Below are 16452 nucleotides of genomic sequence, written 5' to 3'. Positions count from 1 at the left end.
GCCTCGCACGCCTGTGATCGCGGGAGGCCGACCCTGGGCTGACAGCGCAGGAGGTCCGCCTGAAAAGTACCGCGTGCGAAGCGCCGTCCGGCTCTTCCATCTCACCCATAGTCATCGAACCGGGCGGCCCGTCGCACCTCCCTCGATCAACCTGACGGCTCAGGGCTCCCAAGCCCTGGGCCTACAGGTGCTGGCTCTTGGACAGGAGACGATCATCCCCCCGCAGACGTCATCCCACCCTCACACGTCATCACACCCTCCCACGTCATGGCCGGGCCTGACCCAGCCATCCCGATGCTGAGAGGCGCCGCGCTTCAGGCATCGGGATCACCGGGACAGGCCCGGTGATGACGTGGTGGGTGTGATGACGCGGAGGAGGTGACGGCGTGGAGGATACATTCAAACCAGCCTATCCCGTATGTCCGAGGCTGCCCTGTCATCTGAGCATTTGCGAATGGGCGCCAGAAGCCTTAAATCAGCGGCATGCGGGAAGGGCACGCCCCTTCGCTCAAGGGATTTTTGCTTCATGGCCGTCGTTCTCGACCTCCTCAACAAGGATCAGCGTCCTCGCCACCCGGAAAAGGCGCATCGGCCGGATCAGCCCGTTCAGCAGCGCAAGCCGGACTGGATTCGCGTGAAGGCCCCGGGATCGCCCAAATGGGCCGAGACCAACCGGATCGTGCGCGAGAACAAGCTCGTGACCGTCTGCGAGGAGGCGGGCTGCCCCAATATCGGCGAGTGCTGGGAGAAGAAGCACGCCACCTTCATGATCATGGGCGACACGTGCACCCGGGCCTGCGCCTTCTGCAACGTGAAGACCGGCCTGCCGCAGGCGCTCGATCCGAACGAGCCCGAGAGCGTGGCCAGGGCCGTGGAGAAGCTCGGCCTGGAGCACGTCGTCATCACCTCGGTCGACCGGGACGACCTCGCCGACGGCGGCGCGCAGCATTTCGCCGACGTGATCCGTGCCATCCGCGCACGCAGCCCGAAGACTACCGTCGAGATCCTGACGCCCGACTTCCTGAGGAAGCCCGGCGCGCTCGAGATCGTGGTCGCGGCCAAGCCCGACGTGTTCAACCACAATCTTGAAACCGTGCCGTCCAAGTATCTGAAGGTCCGCCCCGGCGCGCGTTATTTCCACTCCATCCGCCTGCTGCAGCAGGTGAAGGAGCTCGACCCGACGATCTTCACCAAGTCCGGCATCATGGTCGGCCTCGGGGAGGAGCGGAACGAGGTCCTTCAGCTCATGGACGACCTGCGTTCGGCGGACGTGGATTTCATGACCATCGGCCAGTACCTTCAGCCGACGAAGAAGCACCATCAGGTGATCCGCTTCGTAACGCCGGACGAGTTCAAGGCCTATGAAACCACGGCCTATGCCAAGGGTTTCCTCCTGGTCTCCTCGACCCCGCTGACGCGCTCTTCGCATCATGCGGGTGAGGATTTTGCCAAGCTGAAGGCGGCTCGTCTGACGAAGCTCGGCTAGAGATTCGCAGGAGCCCATGCAGCGCATTCTGGTCATCGGCAGCCCGGGCGCGGGCAAGAGCACCCTGGCGAGCCGCCTCGCCGGGCGCCTGGACCTGCCGCTCATCCATCTGGATCGGGAGTATTTCGGGCCCGGCTGGACCACGCCCCCCAGGACAGAATGGCGGGAGCGGGTAAAGGCTCTCGCGGCAAGGCCGGCCTGGGTGATGGACGGCAACTATGCCAGCACCTTCGATATCCGCGTACCCCGTGCCACCGCCGTCGTCTGGCTCGACCTGCCGCGCTGGCAATGCGCTTTGAGCGTGCTCTGGCGGGTCGCCAGGAACTATGGTCGCCCGCGCCCCGATCTCGGCACCGCCGGGCCGGAGCGCTTCGATTGGTCCTTCATGCGCTGGATCTGGTCCTATCCCGAAAAGATGCGGCCGAAGACCATCCGCATGCTGGAGCGTCTGCGGCCCGATCAGCGTGTTTACGTGCTGCATTCCCGCTCCGACATCACGGCCCTGGAGGCCGCTCTCACCACTCTCAAAGAGGCCGCCTGAGCATGCCGACCTTTCGCACTACGCGTTCCGTCAAGCATAGTCCGGCCCAGATGTTCGCCCTCGTCGCCGATGTGGAGCGCTATCCGGAATTCCTGCCCCTGTGCGAGGATCTGCGGGTCATGCGCCGCGTTCAGAGCGGGGAGGGCATCGAGTCGCTCGTGGCCTCCATGTCGGTGGGCTACAAGGCCATCAAGGAAACCTTCACCACCCGCGTGACCCTGGACGACCCACGCCTTAAGATCACGGTCGAGTACGTGGACGGTCCGTTCAAGTATCTCGAAAACCGTTGGACCTTCTGCGAGGCGCCGGAGGGCTGCGAGGTGGAGTTCTATATCAACTACGAGTTCAAGAGCTTCGCGCTCGGCCTCCTCATGGGCAGCGTCTTCGACAAGGCCTTCCGCAAGTTCACCGAAGCCTTCGAGGAGCGGGCGGACGAGATCTACGGGGCGCCATCAAAAACCCAGGCCGGAGCGAGGACCGCCTGATCAGCGAACCGCCTGCTCCAGCAACGACAGCGCATCCTCCACCGCCCGGTGGCGGACATTCACGCGGCCAAGGTCGCCGTAGCGCCGCTCCAGATGGATCGTTGCGGCCCCTGTCCTGGCCAGGGCGAAATGGACGAGCCCCACCGGCTTCGTGGCGGTTCCCCCGGTTGGGCCGGCCACGCCGGTGACGGCAACCGCCACCTGCGCCCGGGAATGAGCCAGCGCCCCCTCGGCCATGGCCCGGGCCACCGGCTCGCTCACGGCTCCATGGGAGGCGACCAGGTCGGCCGGCACGCCGATCAGCTCGGTCTTGGCCTCGTTGGAATAGGTCACGAACCCGCGCTCCACGACGGCCGAGGAGCCGGAAATCTCCGTCAGCAGGGCCGCCACGAGGCCGCCGGTACAGGATTCGGCAGTGGCGATCTTCAGGCCCTTATCCCGATAGGCGTCCAGGAGCGCCGCAGCGCGGTCCGTCATCTCCGGCCTCATGCGCTCACCTCCGGCAGGCGGATCGTCGCGGCAGCCTGGGCGGCGATGCCCTCGCGGCGGCCGGTAAATCCGAGCTTCTCGGTCGTGGTCGCCTTGAGCGAGACCTGATCCAGACGAAGCCCTGCGATCTCGGCGATCCGCTGCCGCATCGCTTCCCGGTGGGGCCCCAACCGCGGCATTTCACAGAGGAGGGTGCTGTCGAGATGGTCGACGATACCGCCGCGTTTACGGACGAGTTCCACCGCATGGGCCAGAAACCGGTCGGAGGAGGCGCCGCGCCATTGCTGATCGCTCGGCGGGAAATGGGTGCCGATGTCCCCGTCGGCGAGGGCGCCAAGGAGAGCGTCCGTCAGTGCATGCAGGATCACGTCCCCGTCCGAATGGGCAATGACGCCGCGGTCATGGGGCACCTTGATCCCGCCGAGCCAGACATGATCGCCCTCGCTGAAGGCATGAACGTCGAAACCGGTGCCCAGACGGGTTACGCAAGTCATCTCTTCGCCTTTCAAACGCCGCTCGGCCTCCTGGAAGTCCACCGGATGGGTGAGCTTGATATTATCGGATTCGCCCTCGAAGACATGGACCGGCAGACCGGCCCATTCGGCCAAGGCGCCGTCATCCGTGAAACTGTGCAGATCCGAAGCGGCCGCTTTGCGGTGTGCGTCTAGAAGCTGAGGGAAACGGAAAGCCTGCGGCGTCTGAACGGCCCGCAGCCTCGAACGGTCCGGCGTGGAGAGCACTTCGGATTGGTCGCCGATCACCTTGATGGTGTCAGTGACGGGCGTTCCCGGGACGGCTGCGCTCCATCGCTCGGCCGCTTCGACAGCCCGGTCGATAAGATCGGGTCCGACAAAAGGGCGCGCCGCATCGTGAACCAGAACGATCTCGGGATTCAGCGTTGCCAAGGCTTCGAGTCCGTTCCGCACCGAATCCTGTCTCGTCTCGCCGCCATGGACGCATGGCAGAATTGACCAGGAAGGGGATGGTAACGTCCGAATCGCTTCTTCATAAAAATCACGATCGTCAGGGTGGATCACCACGACGGTTCGACTGATCCCAGAGTGAGAAAGAAGAGCCCAAAGCGTTCTTGCCAGCACCGGCTTTCCCTGCAACTGCCGGTACTGCTTTGGGATCCCTTCACCCGCTCTTGAGCCACGTCCTGCGGCAACGATGAGTGCGGCAACTGTCATTCTGGCGAGCTCTCTCAGACGAACGCTCTCCTAAGGGTCAGGTGGGAAGAAGGCAAATCCTGACAGGAAGGGCTTGAACCTGCCGCTGAAATGGCTATTGATTAGGCACAATGGATTGTGATCAAAAATTAGGCGATGACGGCTTCAGCATCGGTCCCGTACGGGTCGAAGCCGCGGCCATTCTCGCACCTTTGTCCGGGGTCACCGATGTCGCCTTCCGGCGCATTGCCAGACGCCTTGGAGCCGGTCTCGTCGTGTCGGAAATGGTCGCATCGGACGAGCTGGTCAAAGGCTCGGAAGAGGCGCAGTTGAGGGCTGAAGGTGCCGGGATCGCGCCTCACGTCGTGCAGTTGGCCGGATGCGAGCCACACTGGATGGGAGAAGCCGCGCGCGTGGCGGAAGGAGCGGGGGCCCACGTCATCGACATCAACATGGGCTGCCCGGCCAAGCGGGTGATCGGCGGCTATGCCGGGTCGGCCCTCATGCGCGACCTTGATCACGCCGCGCGCCTCATCGAGGCGACAGTGAAGGCGGCGAGCGTTCCCGTGACCGTCAAGATGCGGCTCGGCTGGGACCTCGACGCGATCAACGCGCCGGACCTCGCCCGCCGGGCCGAGAGCCTCGGGGTACAAGCCGTAACCGTCCACGGCCGGACACGCCAGCAGTTCTACAAGGGACAAGCCGATTGGAAAGCCATCGCGGCCGTTGTCCGTAGCGTCAGCATTCCTGTTATCGCCAATGGCGATATCGGCTCGCTGGACGATGCGAGACGCTGCCTGTCGGCCTCGGGTGCCGCTGCCGTGATGGTCGGCCGCTCGGCGGTCGGCAGGCCTTGGCTCGTCGGTCAAATCGGTGCCGCCTTGCAAGGCGTGACCATTCCCGACCCATCGCCCGGGGAAATGACCGAGATCGCCGTCGAGCATTACGAGGGGCTCCTGTCCCTCTACGGTGAGAAGGTCGGCATCCGCCATGCCCGCAAGCACCTTGCCGCCTATGCCGATGTGGCCGTGGCTACAGGCTTCCGCATCGCACCGAACGTTCGGGCGGCTCTCGTGACATCTGAGGAACCCAAGACCGTGATCGCCATGCTGCGCTCTCTCTACGGCCGCCAGGATCGGGAGGCGGCATGACGATGGCGGCCTTCAACGATCTCATCATGAATGCGCTGCCGATCCCGGTTCTGACGGTCGGGCCGGAACACCGGATTGTGCATGCCAATGCCGCAGCCGAGTCCTTCTTCGACGTGAGCCTGCGCATGATGCTGCGCCAGAAGCTCAGCGACTTCCTTCCCTTCGGCTCGCCGGTAATGGCACTCGTGGAGGATGTTCGGCAGCGGGGCTCCAGCGTCAGCGAGCATCGCGTCGACATCGGCAGCCCGCGGCTCGGGGCGGAGCGCATCGTCGACGTTTCGGCAAGTCCGCTGGGTGATGACGGCGACAGCGTGATCGTCATGCTCCAGGAGCGGACCATTGCCGACAAGATGAACCGTCAATTGACCCATCGCGGGGCCGCCCGGTCGATCACGGCGCTGGGCGCCCTGCTGGCACACGAGATCAAAAATCCACTCTCCGGCATCCGGGGCGCGGCGCAGCTTCTCGAGCAATCGGCAAGCGAGGATGATCGTCTCCTCACTCGGCTCATCTGCGACGAGACCGATCGCATCGTAAAGCTTGTGGAGCGCATGGAGGTTTTCGGCGAGGAAAGGCCCGTTGAACGGGGCCCCGTGAACATCCACGGCGTGCTCGATCACGTAAAACGCCTCGCACAATCGGGCTTTGCCCGCCATATCCGCTTCGTCGAGAACTACGATCCCTCGCTCCCGCCGGTGCTCGGCAACCGCGACCAGCTGATCCAGGTCATCCTGAACCTGGTCAAGAACGCGGCGGAAGCGATCGGAATCGATGCCCCGGACGGCGAGATCATCCTGACCACTGCCTTCCGGACCGGCGTTCGGCTCCAGGTCCCCGGCTCCCAGGAAAGGGTCAGCCTACCGATCGAGCTGAGCGTCATCGACAACGGGCCCGGCATTCCTCCCGAGCTGATGAGTGATCTTTTCGATCCTTTCGTGACGACCAAGGTCCAGGGCAGCGGCCTGGGACTCGCCCTCGTGGCAAAGATCGTCGGCGACCACGGCGGGATCGTCGAATGCGAGCCTGCGCCGAGACGGACCACTTTCCGAATCCTCTTGCCTATGCACCGCGCCGATGACGGCCGCGGGGCCGATTTGTGAGATCAAACAATGCCAAGCGGACAGATTCTTCTCGCTGACGACGATGCCGCCATCCGGACCGTCCTGAATCAAGCGCTATCTCGGGCCGGATACGAGGTTCGCTCTACAAGCAACGCCGCGACACTCTGGCGTTGGGTGGCTCAGGGGGAGGGCGATCTCGTCATCACGGACGTGATGATGCCGGACGAGAACGCCTTCGACCTCCTGCCCCGCATCAAGAAGATCCGCCCGGAGCTGCCGATCATCGTCATGAGCGCCCAGAACACGTTCATGACCGCCATCAAGGCTTCCGAGCGTGGAGCCTACGAATACCTGCCGAAGCCCTTCGATCTGAAGGAACTCGTCGCCGTCGTCGGCCGGGCTCTGTCTCGGCCCCGGAACGTGCCCATCGGAGCCAACCCGGCACCGGAGAACGAGGATATCCCGCTCGTCGGCCGCTCCCACGCCATGCAGGAGATCTACCGGGCGCTCGCCCGTCTGATGCCCACCGACCTGACCGTGATGATCACGGGCGAGTCCGGCACCGGCAAGGAACTCGTGGCCAAGGCGCTGCACGATTACGGCAAGCGCCGGCAGGGTCCGTTCGTGGCCGTGAACATGGCGGCGATCCCGCGGGAATTGATCGAATCCGAACTCTTCGGGCACGAGAAGGGTGCCTTCACCGGCGCGACCGCCCGCAGCACGGGGCGTTTCGAACAGGCAGAAGGGGGTACGCTTTTCCTCGACGAGATCGGCGACATGCCCATGGAGGCCCAGACCCGCCTCCTGCGCGTCCTCCAGCAGGGTGAGTATACGACCGTCGGCGGCCGCGTGCCAATTAAGACCAATGTCCGCATCGTCGCGGCGACGAACAAGGACCTACGCGTGCTGATCCAGCAGGGCCTCTTCCGGGAGGACCTCTATTTCCGGCTCAACGTGGTGCCCCTGCGGCTTCCTCCGCTGCGCGAGCGGGTGGAGGATATCCCAGATCTGGCACGCCATTTCTTCATGCTGGTGGAGAAGGAGGGCCTTGCACGCAAGCAGCTCGACGTTGAGGCCATGGACAGGCTGAAGCGGTACCGCTGGCCCGGCAATGTCCGCGAGCTGGAAAACCTGGTGCGGCGTTTGGCAGCCCTCTATCCCCAGGATACCATCACCGGGGCCATCATCGATGCAGAGCTCGACTCCCAACCTCTGCTGCCGCCTCAGCCCGTCGGGAAGGCTTCTCAGTCGTCCCTGCAGAACTCGGAGGGCCTGTCCGATGCCGTCGAGCGGCACCTGAACGAGTATTTCTCCGGATTCAGGGATACGCTCCCGCCTCCCGGCCTCTATCACCGCGTCCTGCGCGAGATCGAGGGCCCCCTAATCGGGGCTGCCCTTGCGGCGACCCGAGGCAATCAGATTCGCGCGGCCGAGCTTCTCGGGGTCAACCGCAACACGCTTCGCAAGAAGGTGCGGGATCTCGAGCTCATGGTGGTCCGATCCAATCGCGCCTGAGCCTTGGCTGCTGTAATAATTTGACCACAGTGTTGTGTTGGTGCATCACCCACTAACAGGGTGCTGCACCGAAAGCACCCGATTGGCGGGGCTTCAGTCTTGATCGACCAGGACACCATTGCACAACGGCAGACGGCCGAGCCGTCCCAGAGCGGCCTCGGCTGGCTGGGATATGGCGCCGTGCTGTCGGCGCTGGCCTCGGCCCTTGCCACCTTCCTGATTCTCGCCGGCGCGACCCCTCTGCTGCCGACCCACAACGTTGTCGTGTGGGTCTTCCTGCTGAACGGCCTGCTGATCGCCCTGCTTCTCGGGATCGTCGCCTGGCAGACCCGGAAACTCGTGCGTGAGCGAAGGGCAGGGGCGGCGGCTGCCGGTCTTCACGTGAGGATCGTCGGCCTGTTCAGCCTCGTGGCGGTCCTGCCGGCCATCCTGGTCGCGGCCGTCGCGACGGTCACCCTGGAGCGCGGCCTCGACCCCTGGTTTACGGGCGCGCTGAAAGACCTGATGACCAACACGGTCTCCATCGCTCGGTCCTATCGCGAATTGCAGTGCCGTACGCTCGCCCGGGAAACCCAGCTGATGGCGGCCGATCTCAATCGCGCCAAGGTTCTCTATGATGCGGACCGCAACCTCTTTCGGGAGTTCATGAATTCCCGTTCCGTCTTCCTCGGCTTTCCGCTCGCCATGATCGTCGATACGGACGGTTCGGTGGTCGAACGGATCGAAGTCAAGAAGCTCGAGAACGTTCCCCAGCCGACGCCGACGGACTTGCAGGAAGCGAGCAACCGGGAGGCTCTCTGCCTTTTCCCGAAATCCGGCAACATCTTCCGCTCCGCCTTGAAGCTGGATGCCCACGGTGGACGCATCCTGTACGTCGCCAGGGAGGTCGATCCCCGCGCGCTCGAGTTCCCTCAAGTCGCCGAGGCTGGTGTCGCCTTCTATGAGGCCCTCGACCAGAAGAAGGCGGGCATTCAGATCGCGTTCGCTTCCATGTTCACTCTGATCGCGCTGATCGTGCTGCTCTCGGCCGTCTGGTTCGGGCTGAACTTCGCCAACCGCCTTGTCGCCCCGATCCGGCGCCTCATCCATGCGACCGATCAGGTGGCGACCGGCAATTTCTATGTCCAGGTCCCTGTAAAGCGGGGCGAGGGCGACCTGGGACATCTCGGCGAGACGTTCAACAAGATGACCTCGGAGCTGCGCCGCCAGCACGATGGATTGACCACCGCCAGCGACCTCATGGATCGGCGGCGGCGTTTCACCGAGGCGGTTCTGGCGGGCGTTTCGGCCGGCGTCATCGGCGTCAATGCGCGAGGACTGATCACCATCGTCAATCCGTCGACGGAAGCCCTGCTCGGCACCTCCCACAAGGAATTGCTCGGCCAGCCGATCATGATCGTCCTGCCCGAGGTGGCGCCACTCGTCGAGGAGATGAGCCATGGCCGCCAGCGCCTGATGCAGCAGCAGATCCATATCTCCCGACAGGGCAAGGAACGCACCATCAACGTGCGGGTGACCAGCGAGCAGGCACGTGCCGAGAAGAGAGATCTCGTCATCACTCTCGACGACATCACGGATCTCGTGGTGGCGCAGCGCACCTCCGCCTGGGCCGATGTGGCACGGCGCATTGCGCACGAGATCAAGAACCCCCTGACGCCGATCCAGCTGTCGGCAGAGCGCATCCGCCGGAAATACGGCAAGGTCATCACCACGGATCGGGAAGTATTCGATCAATGCACGGACACGATTGTCCGGCAGGTCGATGACATCAAGCGGATGGTCGACGAGTTCTCGTCCTTCGCCCGCATGCCGAAGCCGACCATCGGCAACGAGGATCTCGCCGAGACGATCCGCCAGGTGATCTTCATGATGAAGATCGCCCATCCCGAGATCGAGTTTGTCGATCAGGTTCCGGCGGGCTCCCTCGTTGCACCTTTCGACCGCCGGCTCGTCTCTCAGGCCGTCACGAACATCGTCAAGAATGCAACGGAGGCGATTGCGGCGGTGCCGGAGGATGAAAGGGGTCGGGCGCAGATTTCGGTGCTCCTCGACGACAGCCATCCGGATTATCTGATCCTGGCCGTGACCGACAACGGCAAGGGGTTCCCGGTCGAAGGGCGGCAGCGCCTCCTGGAGCCCTACATGACGACACGCGAGGGCGGAACCGGACTGGGCCTGCCGATCGTTGCAAAGATCTTGGAAGACCACGGAGGTGGCATGGAACTGGCCGACAATCCCACTGGCAGGGGCGGGCAGGTTCGCATGTGGATCCCGAAGACGAAGCATGTGGCATCGGAAGAGACTTCGGTCGCTTCCGGCCGAAACGACTCTCGCAGGGCAAGCCTATGAGCGCTGATATTCTCGTCGTCGACGATGAAGTCGATATTCGTGAGCTGGTGGCCGGCATCCTCGAGGATGAAGGGCACCGCACCCGCACGGCCGGTACGTCCGATGAAGCTTTGGCCGCCATCGAGACGCGGCGTCCTCACCTCGTCTTCCTCGACATCTGGCTGCAGGGAAGCCGGCTCGACGGGCTCCAGGTTTTGGAGATCGTCAAGGCCCAGCATCCTGATCTGCCGGTTGTGATGATCTCCGGTCACGGCAACATCGAGACGGCCGTCTCGGCCATCAAGGCGGGCGCCTACGACTTCATCGAGAAGCCCTTCAAAGCGGACCGGCTCGTTCTTGTGGCGGAACGTGCCCTTGAGGCTTCGCGCCTGAAGCGCGAGGTCCGCGACCTGCGCTCCCGTTCGGTTCAGGCCAGCCGCATCGCTGGCCGTTCGATCGTCATCAACCAGTTGCGGCAGGCAGTGGAACGGGCGGCTCCGACCAACGCCCGCATCCTGATCACGGGTGCGCCCGGTTCCGGCAAGGAGCTTACGGCCCGGACCGTCCACAGCCTCTCCACGCGCGCCAATGGTCCGTTCGTCGTCCTGTCGGCCGCAACGATCACCCCCGACACCATGGAGGCTGAGCTCTTCGGCACCGAAGGGGGCGAGGGCGGGGCACGTCGTGTCGGCGCTCTCGAGGAGGCCCATGGCGGCACTCTCTATATCGACGAAATCGCCGACATGCCGCGGGAGACACAGAGCCGAATCCTGCGCGTTCTGGTCGATCAGAATTTCCAGCGCATCGGAGGAACGACACGGGTCCATGTGGACGTGCGCATTGTTTCATCCTCCAGCCGCGACCTCCCCGCCGCCATCGCGGCCGGCCAGTTCCGGGAGGATCTGTTCCATCGGCTCGGCGTGATTCCGATCCGCGTGCCGTCGCTCGCCGAGCGGCGCGAGGATGTACCGGAGCTGATCGAGTTCTTCATGGAGCAGATTTCGTCCACGACGGGACTGCCGAAGCGACGCATTGCGGAAGACGCCATGGCGGTCCTGCAATCGCATGACTGGCCAGGCAATGTGCGGCAGCTTCGCAACAACGTCGAACGGCTGATGATTCTCACCTCCGGCGATGCCGATGCAGAGATCACCGCCGACATGTTGCCCACCGAGATTGGCGCGCTCGTTCCAAGCACTCCAGGTGGGGCAGGGGGCGAGAAGCTCATGAGCCTGCCTCTCCGTGAGGCCCGTGAGATCTTCGAGCGCGAGTACCTCCTCGCGCAGATCGCACGCTTCAGCGGCAACATCTCCCGAACGGCGGAGTTCATCGGCATGGAGCGCTCGGCTCTGCACCGGAAGCTGAAATCCCTCGGGATAGGCGGCTAAAGGCGCTTCACCGTTACAGGGCAGGCCCATTATCCTGGGGCTGGAAAGAACGAAAACCTACAATCCACGGGAAAATATGCTCCGAGGAGGTAGAACCGTTGCGCCCCCCTTGCCGAATGCCGCTGTTCGCCCTGTAATAGACGTGCCGGTCACCGACCGCACGAAAGCGGACAACCATATTCAGGCGGCCCCATAGCCAAGACCGGCGGCGATGGGCTGGCGAGGCAACTTCAATGGCGGGCGATCGCGCGCAGAATCTTCAGGACACCTTTCTGAACTACGTCCGGAAGCAAAAAATCCCCCTGACGATCTTTCTCGTGAACGGGGTGAAGCTTCAGGGTGTCGTTACCTGGTTCGACAACTTCTGCGTCCTTCTGCGCAGGGATGGTCATTCCCAGCTGGTTTACAAACACGCCATTTCCACCATCATGCCAGGACAGCCCGTGCAGTTGTTCGACCAGATCGACGAGGCTGGCGAGAAGGCTTGAGGTGACGGAACCACGTAGTCCGGGGGAAGAACGTCTCGCCCAGCTTGCCGAACCTGAAAAAGAGGTTGCGGCGGGAACAAGGACGCTCGTCATCGGTCCGTATCTGACCCGCAGGAGGCGCGGTTCAGGCGAAGCAGACGGGGAAGGTACCAATCCACGTCCCGCGGAAGCTCGCCTCGATGAGATCACCGGCCTCGCGCTCGCGATCGATTTGACGATCACGCAATCGCTGATAGCCCCCCTGTCCTCACCCCGACCTGCCACTTTCATCGGCAGCGGCAAGGTCGACGAACTGGCCGGACTGATCCGGGCTGAGGAGGTCGGCCTCGTCGTCATGGATTGCGCACTCAGCCCTGTGCAGCAGCGCAATCTCGAGAAGGCCTGGGGTGCAAAGGTCATCGACCGCACCGGCCTGATCCTTGAAATCTTCGGGCGACGGGCGCGGTCGAAAGAGGGCACTCTCCAGGTCGAACTGGCCCATCTGTCCTATCAGAAGGGCCGACTGGTCCGCTCCTGGACGCACCTTGAGCGCCAGCGCGGCGGCTTCGGCTTCCTCGGCGGCCCTGGCGAGACGCAGATCGAGGCCGACAGGCGCCTGATCCAGGAGCGCATGAACCGGATCGAGCGGGATCTGGAGGGCGTTGTGAAGACGCGCTCCCTTCACCGCACGAGCCGCAGGCGGGTGCCTTACCCCATCATCGCCCTTGTCGGCTACACCAATGCCGGCAAGTCGACCCTGTTCAATCGCATGACCCAGGCCGATGTTCTGGCCGAGAACATGCTGTTCGCGACCCTCGATCCGACATCCCGCGCCATCGATCTGCCGCACGGCGAAAAAGCCATTCTGTCGGACACGGTCGGCTTCATCTCCGATCTTCCGACCATGCTGGTGGCGGCCTTCCGCGCGACCCTGGAGGACGTTGTCGAAGCCGATGTCCTGCTGCATGTCCGCGACGTGTCCCACGGAGAAACCGAGGCTCAGGCTGGCGATGTCGCCATCGTCCTGCGCGAACTCGGCATCGATCCGGACGATACGAGACGCATTGTCGAGGTCTGGAACAAGGCTGATCTGCTTTCGCCGCAGGATCGTGAACGGCTTGCCACCGCGTCGCACCGAACGGGCGAGGAGAGGCGGCCGATCCTTATCTCAGCTCTGACCGGGGATGGCATTCCGGAACTTCTCGCCACCATTGAACAGCACTTGGCCATGGGACGGCTGACCTATGAGGTCGATGTCGCACCGGAGGACGGGCAGGGGCTCGCCTGGCTACACGAGAACACGGAAATTCTGGAGCGCGAGACGAAGGAGAATGGGCATACCATCCTCCAGATCCGTCTGGTGTCCGGCAAGGAGCCCCGCTTCCTGAACCGGTTCCCCGGAGCCCGCGTCCTATGACGATGGGCCGGGCTCGCGCTCGGCCCGCTTCGCCGCGACCCACAGCTCTTCCATTTCCTCTAGCGAGGCCTCGTCGAGGCTCCTGTCCTGCTCTCCAAGAGCCAGCTCGATGGCCTTGAACCGCCGCTCGAACTTAGCATTCGTTCGCCGCAGGGCCCGCTCGGAATCAATGCCGAAATGCCGCGCGAGATTGGTGACGGAAAACAGAAGGTCCCCGATCTCGTCCTCGATCCTGTCTCGCGCCCCGGATGAGGAGGCTTCCTTAACCTCCTCCAGCTCTTCATGAATCTTGTCGATGACCTGCACGGCTTCCGGCCAGTCGAAGCCGACCTTGGCAGCTTTCGCCGTCAGCTTCTGGGCGCGTGTCAAAGCGGGCAGGGCCGTTGGAATCCCGCCGAGGAAGCCCGCCTCGTGAGCCTCGGGCAATTGTCCCAACCTCTCGCGGGCCGCGCGCCGCTCGGCCTTCTCTTCGCTCTTGATCGAGTCCCAGATAGTCTTCACCTCCTCTGGAGATAGATCTTTGGTATTGCCGAAGACGTGGGGATGGCGCCTGATGAGCTTTCGCGTGATGGCCTCGACCACATCGGGGAAGGCGAACGCACCCTGCTCTTCCGCCATGCGCGCGTGAAAAACCACCTGAAGCAGCAAATCTCCGAGTTCATCCCGCAGATCTGCCAGATCGCCTCGCTCGATGGCGTCCACGACCTCGTATGCTTCTTCGAGCGTGTAGGGCGCAATCGACGCAAAGTCCTGTTCCAGGTCCCAGGGGCAGCCGGTTTCGGGCGTGCGCAGGGCCGCCATGATCTCGATGAGCCGGGTGATGTCAGTGGAAGGCTTCATGATCAAATCCCTGGTCGCTTTGGCGATGTCATAGCCTGAGGACAAAACGCGGGGCTAGCTGGATTTACGCCATGACCCTGCGTTAGCGGTATAAGGATGAGCGAGATGCTTCAGGCGTATTGAAGGCAGAACCATATGAAAGCGCGGGTCAAACTGGTCGATGGCATGATGTTCGTGGGCGAAGCCGGCAGCGGCCACGCCGTCGTCATGGATGGAGCCCCGGAATACGGTGGCCGCAATGTCGGCATCCGTCCCATGGAGATGCTCCTCATCGGTTTGGGCGGATGCACAGCCTTCGATGTGGTTCAGATCCTCAGAAAAGGCCGCGAGAAGGTCGCGGACTGCGATGTCGAGGTCACCGCCGAGCGGGCCGAGACCGACCCCAAGATCTTCACCGCGATCCATCTCGATTATCGCGTCAAGGGCAGGGGTCTGGCGCCCGCCAAGGTGGAAAGAGCGATCGAGCTTTCCAAGGAAAAATACTGCTCCGCCTCGATCATGCTGGGCGCCATGGCCAAGATCACCCATTCCTGGACGGCAATCGACGAGGCAGAGGAGACGGAGGTCGCCTCCTCCTGATCCATCAACATCCGGGACCACGATCATGAAGCTCTTCTTCTCGGAAGCTCAACTGGCCCACCGGCCCAGGCAGTATATGGTGCACGGGCGGATCGTGGATCCTTTCGAAAAGCCGTACCGGGCCACGACGCTGGTTGCCGCCTTGGAAGCGCAAGGATTGATCAAGACGGACCCCGGCAATTTCGGCCGCGATGCCCTCTTGGCGGTTCATGCCGAGCACTACGTGGACTTCCTTGAGGAGGCCTATGATCGCTTTCTCGAACTCCCCGATCACGGCCCGGAAGTATTGCCGAACGTCCATCCGTATAGAGGCTCGGGCATCGAACTGGAGGAGCGTGGCAAGCCGCGCACGACCGGGATTCTAGGCCGGACGGGCTGGTATATCGGCGACATGTCCTGCGCGATCATGGCGGGCACGTTCCAGGCCGCTTACGCCTCGGCGCAGACGGCGATTGCCGGTGCGGAGACTGTACTGGCGGGAGAGCCAGCCTGCTTCGCCCTTTGCCGTCCGCCCGGCCACCACGCTTATGCCGACCGAGCCTCCGGCTTCTGCTTCTTCAACAATGCCGCCATCGCAGCCGCGGTGCTGCGCAGCCATTTTCCTAAAGTGGCCATCGTCGATTTCGACACTCATCACGGCGACGGCACCCAGGCGATTTTCTATACGCGCCGAGACGTCTTCTACGGGTCCGTGCACACCGATCCAGCGTCCTATTATCCGCATTACGCCGGCTACGCCGACGAAACAGGGGCAGGGCCGGGCGAGGGAGCCAACCACAATCTGCCGCTGGCTCCCGGTGCGGATGACGAGGCCTTCATCGACGCCAATCAGCGCTTGGCATTGGCGGTCCAGGCCCATGGAGCCGAGGCTCTGGTGCTGTCGGCAGGCTGGGATGCCCACCGGAACGATCCGCTGTCGAAGCTCAATGTCACGTCGGATGCCTTCGCCCGTATCGGAGAAATCTGGGGCAAGATCGACCTGCCGACTCTGATCGTCCAGGAAGGCGGATATTCGCTCGCGGCCGTCGCCGAAGCGGCGCCAGCCTTCATTGCTGCATTCCGGGCCAACGCGGCCGAGTAAGTCTCATGGCCGATCCAACCTGAAGGCCTGACAACGCAGCTTGATAATCATCGGACCGTTCGATGCCAGAGGAGGGCTTTGAGTAGTGCCTCCGCTCGCCCATCAAGACTGTGGCTGCCAGATTGAAATGTCCGCCGGCCTGCAAAGTAGAAACGTCACTCCGCGGCGGCCAGGCGAGCCAGTGCCTGCTCACGTTTGGCAGCGAGAGCCGGATCGGACATCACATCCGTCTTGCGGCCCCGTTTAGCCCCCCGCGGCTTGTAGCCGGTCTTCTCGCTGTTGGTCTTGACCTTCGGTGGGGGACGCTGGTCCTGCCGCTCCTTGATCCAGGCCAGCACCTCGCCCAGCCGCTTATTCTCGACAATCGCGGCATGATTGACCCGCTGCAGCTTGTCGAACACCGCATAGGCCAGCGGCAGCCCCTTCCAGCGGATCTCCAGCCGCCCGTCCGGAAA

General features: G+C 63.5%; 15 protein-coding genes and 1 pseudogene. 12 read left to right on the top strand and 4 right to left on the bottom strand.

From position 1 onward, the window contains the following. Positions 1-526 precede the first annotated feature (526 nt). The 3 genes from lipA to KHP60_RS23780 are packed head-to-tail and all read left to right on the top strand — an operon-like array spanning position 527 to position 2512. Positions 527-1486: a lipoyl synthase gene (gene lipA, locus KHP60_RS23790; protein ID WP_213566761.1), complete on the top strand. Its 960-nt coding sequence runs from the start codon at positions 527-529 to the stop codon at positions 1484-1486. 16 nt (positions 1487-1502) lie between these two features. Further along, positions 1503-2027 (top strand): hypothetical protein, encoded by a 525-nt coding sequence (locus KHP60_RS23785; protein WP_213566760.1) that lies wholly within the window; start codon positions 1503-1505, stop codon positions 2025-2027. 2 nt (positions 2028-2029) lie between these two features. Then, positions 2030-2512, top strand: a complete 483-nt coding sequence (locus KHP60_RS23780) for a type II toxin-antitoxin system RatA family toxin (RefSeq protein WP_213566759.1) — start codon at positions 2030-2032, stop codon at positions 2510-2512. On the opposite strand, the gene KHP60_RS23775 is transcribed toward KHP60_RS23780, so the two are convergent. Both KHP60_RS23775 and KHP60_RS23770 read right to left on the bottom strand, forming a co-directional pair. Beyond that, positions 2513-2989: a CinA family protein gene (locus KHP60_RS23775; RefSeq protein WP_249689090.1), complete on the bottom strand. Its 477-nt coding sequence runs from the start codon at positions 2987-2989 to the stop codon at positions 2513-2515. 8 nt (positions 2990-2997) lie between these two features. After that, entirely contained in the window at positions 2998-4191 is a 1194-nt protein-coding gene (locus KHP60_RS23770) for a bifunctional 2-C-methyl-D-erythritol 4-phosphate cytidylyltransferase/2-C-methyl-D-erythritol 2,4-cyclodiphosphate synthase (protein ID WP_213566757.1), read from the bottom strand. Between the two features lie 110 nt (positions 4192-4301). Between KHP60_RS23770 and dusB the strand changes: the two genes are divergently transcribed. The 7 genes from dusB to hflX all read left to right on the top strand — a co-directional run bounded on the left by dusB (position 4302) and on the right by hflX (position 13497). Continuing rightward, a complete protein-coding gene (gene dusB, locus KHP60_RS23765; protein ID WP_213566756.1) occupies positions 4302-5321 on the top strand; it encodes a tRNA dihydrouridine synthase DusB in 1020 nt (339 codons plus the stop codon). Positions 5322-5323: 2 nt separating this feature from the next. Continuing rightward, positions 5324-6421: a nitrogen regulation protein NR(II) gene (locus KHP60_RS23760; protein WP_213566762.1), complete on the top strand. Its 1098-nt coding sequence runs from the start codon at positions 5324-5326 to the stop codon at positions 6419-6421. Between the two features lie 9 nt (positions 6422-6430). Then, positions 6431-7897 (top strand): nitrogen regulation protein NR(I), encoded by a 1467-nt coding sequence (ntrC, locus tag KHP60_RS23755; protein ID WP_213566755.1) that lies wholly within the window; start codon positions 6431-6433, stop codon positions 7895-7897. A 99-nt stretch (positions 7898-7996) separates the two neighbouring features. After that, on the top strand, positions 7997-10246 hold the full coding sequence (locus tag KHP60_RS23750; RefSeq protein WP_213566754.1) for a PAS domain-containing sensor histidine kinase: 2250 nt from the start codon (positions 7997-7999) through the stop codon (positions 10244-10246). After that, on the top strand, positions 10243-11613 hold the full coding sequence (locus tag KHP60_RS23745) for a sigma-54 dependent transcriptional regulator (RefSeq protein WP_213566753.1): 1371 nt from the start codon (positions 10243-10245) through the stop codon (positions 11611-11613). Before KHP60_RS23750 ends, KHP60_RS23745 begins: the two co-directional genes overlap by 4 nt. Positions 11614-11846: 233 nt before the next feature. After that, positions 11847-12101 carry an RNA chaperone Hfq gene (gene hfq, locus KHP60_RS23740; protein ID WP_009491222.1) on the top strand — a complete coding sequence of 85 codons (255 nt, stop codon included), beginning with the start codon at positions 11847-11849 and terminating at the stop codon, positions 12099-12101. A 1-nt stretch (position 12102) separates the two neighbouring features. Further along, entirely contained in the window at positions 12103-13497 is a 1395-nt protein-coding gene (hflX, locus tag KHP60_RS23735) for a GTPase HflX (RefSeq protein ID WP_213566752.1), read from the top strand. Here the strand turns inward: hflX and mazG are convergent. Further along, the gene (mazG, locus tag KHP60_RS23730; protein ID WP_213566751.1) at positions 13492-14337 is read right to left on the bottom strand and encodes a nucleoside triphosphate pyrophosphohydrolase; all 846 of its coding nucleotides are present in this window, start codon (positions 14335-14337) and stop codon (positions 13492-13494) included. The two genes, hflX and mazG, sit on opposite strands and share 6 nt — an antisense overlap. Before the next feature lie 135 nt (positions 14338-14472). Here mazG and KHP60_RS23725 point away from each other — a divergent pair, with 135 nt between their 5' ends. Next, positions 14473-14916, top strand: coding sequence for an OsmC family protein (locus tag KHP60_RS23725; RefSeq protein WP_213566750.1), 444 nt, complete (start codon positions 14473-14475; stop codon positions 14914-14916). A 25-nt stretch (positions 14917-14941) separates the two neighbouring features. Next, positions 14942-15997: a histone deacetylase family protein gene (locus tag KHP60_RS23720; RefSeq protein WP_213566749.1), complete on the top strand. Its 1056-nt coding sequence runs from the start codon at positions 14942-14944 to the stop codon at positions 15995-15997. A gap of 155 nt (positions 15998-16152) precedes the next feature. On the opposite strand, the pseudogene KHP60_RS23715 reads toward KHP60_RS23720, so the two are convergent. Beyond that, positions 16153-16452 (bottom strand): annotated as a pseudogene (locus KHP60_RS23715) (ISNCY family transposase); the annotation flags it as partial.

This window comes from Microvirga sp. 3-52, assembly GCF_018383585.1.
In the GTDB taxonomy this organism is placed as follows: domain Bacteria; phylum Pseudomonadota; class Alphaproteobacteria; order Rhizobiales; family Beijerinckiaceae; genus Microvirga.
Note: the sequence above shows the minus strand (reverse complement) of the source record. Positions and strands in the feature narration are given on the sequence as shown.